The sequence below is a fragment of the Candidatus Limnocylindria bacterium genome (assembly GCA_036523395.1).
Lineage (GTDB): Bacteria > Chloroflexota > Limnocylindria > P2-11E > P2-11E > CF-39.
This window is the reverse complement of the sequence record DATDEH010000119.1, coordinates 1-3,594: the sequence shown is the minus strand read 5'-3', so window position 1 is coordinate 3,594 and position 3,594 is coordinate 1. Positions and strand designations below refer to the sequence as shown.

Sequence of the window (3,594 nt, the reverse complement as noted above, 5' to 3'; positions counted from 1 at the left end):
CGCTTCCTTGACTGCTTCCACACGCGCTAAACCACACAGGCGCACTACGGCGGATTCCGAGACCGGTCCGATTCCGCGGTAACGACCCGTCGGTCCCATCGTTCCCGATGTACAGGGCCACGTCTCTGGCGCAGAATCACGACAAGCGTTTGGGAGCGTGGCGAGGAACGAAGGGGGTCGGGTGAGCCGACGCTGGTCTCGCGTACGCCTCGCGCTCCTCATGGCTCTCTTTCTCTTCGCCCTGTTCCCTAATTTCGGCCGGCCGGCGCACGCGTCCCCCCGCGCGTCCGGGCTGATCGTCGCGAACGAGGTCGTGCAGACCCGCCCCGCCGCACGCGAGCTCGGTGCCCTCACGCGGCCGAGCGCGTTCCCAGCCGGCAGCGACCAGGGCGCCACGGGCGGCGACACGCTCCTCTTCACCTCGCAGGTCGTCGACGCCGGCCAGCTCTTCGACCGCATCGGCACGCACTGGATCTCAGCGCCAGGTGCGGAGGAGTCGATCTACGTCGAGATGCGCGTGTCAAAGGACGGCGTGAGGTGGACGGACTGGACCGCGCTCCCGCACGACGAGGACATGCGCAACATCGATGGCAACGAGCAGTTCGCGGGACCCTTCGAATTCCCGGTCTCGCGCTACGCGCAGTACCGCACCTGGCTCACCGGCGGCGACACCAACGCGCTGGGCCGGATGGCGCTCACGTTCATGGACGTGACCGACGTCAACGCCGGCCCGGTCGCGCAGCTCATGAACGACATCACCGGCGCGTTCGCTGACATGTGGAACAGCTACGCCGACGCGGCGCCCGCGGGCGAGCAGAAGATCCTCACGCGGCAGGACTGGGGCGCCGACGAGAGCCTCATGAAGTGGGTGCCCAAGTACCAGCGCGTGCAGAAGGCGATCATCCATCACACCGTCACCGATGACGGCGGCACCAACGTCGCCGCGACGATCCGCTCCATCTATTACTTCCACGCCGTCACGCGCGGCTGGGGCGACATCGGCTACAACTACCTGGTCGACAAGTTCGGCAACATCTGGACCGGTCGATCGGGCGGCGACCACGTCATCGCCGGTCACGCCTACGGTTGGAACAACGGCTCGATCGGCGTGGCTGCGATCGGCGACTACAGCACCAAGCTGACGACGAGCACGATGCAGAACGGCATCTCGACCATCATCGCGATGAAGTTCCAGCAGTACGGCATCCAGCCGTTCGGCGCCGACACGTTCACGCACCAGGAGCAGGCCGCGAACGGCTCGTGGGTCAACGTCACGTCGAATCCGCCGAACATCCAGGGCCACCGCGACGCGAACTACATCGTGAGCGCGCACGGCGGCCAGACCGCGTGCCCGGGCAACGGGATCTACAACATCATGCAGGGCTTCAAGAGCCAGATACAGACGGCGATGACGAACGGCTTCTACCAGCTGCCGTACATCGAGCCGAACATGCCCAAGGCAGCCTTCCCGGGTGCCGCCGCGCCGGTCGTCGTCACGGTCTTCAACAAGGGCGCGACGCCGATCCCCGCGGGGACCGGGCTCTCGTACCGCGTGCTCAAGGACGGCCAGGTCACGACGCAGGGCAGCGTCACACCGATCGCGGCCGCGATCGCGCCGAACGCCGCCGGCACGGTGACCACGTCTTTCGTCCCGCCCGCGGTCGGCAGCTACACGATCCGCTGGGATCTCCAGACCAACGGTCAGTGGTGGAGCTCGCTCTACGACTCGCCGGTCCGCGACGTCGCCTTCCGCTCCGCCGACTGGAGCGTCGACTGGGTCAAGGACAACGTGCCGATCAGCTGGACCGCCGGCGAGACGAAGATCATCACCGTGACCGCCGCGAACGACGGCGGCCGAGTCTGGCCCGCGACCGGCGTGAACCCGGTACGCCTCGGCTACAAGTGGATCAGCAACGCGACCGGCAACGTCTTCCCCGGCGCGAACCGCGCGCCGCTCGCGGTCGACGTGCAGCCGGGACAGACCGTGAACCTCGTCATCCCGATCACCGCGCCGACGTACCCGACGAACTACACGCTCTACATCGACCTCTATAAGGAGAACGAGTTCGCGTTCGAGGACAAGGGCGTCGCGCCCGACGACACACCCACGGGCGTGTCGGTCGACTTCAAGGCGAACTACAACGTGCCGGTCGGCTCGATCCTCAGCGCGCCCGCGTTCACCGCCGGCCAGATCGCGAGCGTTCCGGTCACGGTGACGAACGCCGGACAGGGGACGTTCCCGACGACCTCGTCGTATCCGGTGAATCTCGGCTACCACTGGTACGACTCCGCGGGTCGCGCGGTCGTGTGGGACGGCGAGCGCACCAAGCTGCCCGCGGACCTCGCGTCGGGCCAGAGCGTGAACCTCACCGCCCAGGTGGCCGCGCCCACGACCCCCGGCACGTTCTCGCTGCGCTTCGATCTCGTGCAGGAGGGCGTGGCGTGGTTCAGCCTGAAGGGCGCCGCGCCCACCGACTTCACGGTGACCGTCGCGGGCCAGCTCGTGCCCGCCTACGGCGCGTCGTATAGCTCGGCCCTGCCGAGCGCACCGATGGCGGGCACGACCACGAGCGTGCCGATCATCCTCACCAACAACAGCAACTTCCCCTGGCTCGTGGGCAGCGCGAACCCCGTGACGCTGTCCTACCACTGGTCGACGCCCGCGGGGGCGACCGTCGTGTGGGACGGCCTGCGCACGAAGCTCGGGGCCGACCTGCAGCCCGGCCAGAGCGTGCAGGTCCAGGCGAACCTCGCGTTCCCGTCCGCCGCCGGCACCTACGTCCTCAAGTGGGACCTCGTGCACGAGGGCATCACCTGGTTCAGCGGCAAGGGTGTCCCGGCGTCAACCACGCAGGTCGCCGTGTCGCCGTTCGTCGCGCCGTTCTACGGCGGCGCGTTCATCGTCGACGACGTGCCGACGTCCCTCGCGCCGAAGATCACGACGACCGTGCCGGTCAAGGTCTTCAACCTGTCGAACTTCGACTGGGGCTCGGACGTGAACCTCAGCTACCACTGGCTCGACGGCGCTGGCAACACGCTCGTCTGGGACGGCCTGCGCACATCGCTCGCCGGCATGAAGGTCGGCGAGGTGCGCATCGTCCAGATGAACGTGACCACACCGACGGCGCTCGGGTCGTACATCCTGCGGCCCGACATCGCGCGCGAGGGCGTCACGTGGTTCTCGGGGCAGGGGATGATGCTCCCGTCGCGCACGATCGCGGTCGCGACGCCGCAGTACGGCGCGACCTATCAGACGCAGACGAACTTCGGCGCGGCGGTCAACGCGATCACGACCGTCCCGGTCACGATCACGAACAACGGCACGCTCACGTGGCAGCCCGGGACCGTCAACCTCTCGTATCACCTCTACGTCCCGAGCGGGAACGTCTACGTGTGGGATGGCCTGCGCACGGCGCTACCAACGGCTGTACCGGGCGGCTCGAGCATCACCGTGAACGCGATCGTGAAGGTCCCCACGGTGGCCGGCCCCTACACCGTTGGCTTCGACCTGGTGCAGGAAGGCGTCGCGTGGTTCTCGACACGGAATGTGCCTACGGGGAGCAGTACTCTCCAAGCACAGTGAGAGCGCCCGTC

The 3,594-nt window shown here is 67.6% G+C and carries 1 protein-coding gene; it reads left to right on the top strand.

Annotation, left to right across the window (positions count from 1 at the left end; translation table 11 throughout):
* Window positions 1-181 precede the first annotated feature (181 nt).
* On the top strand, window positions 182-3,583 hold the full coding sequence (locus VI056_14930) for an N-acetylmuramoyl-L-alanine amidase (GenBank protein HEY6204315.1): 3,402 nt from the start codon (window positions 182-184) through the stop codon (window positions 3,581-3,583).
* Window positions 3,584-3,594: the final 11 nt, after the last annotated feature.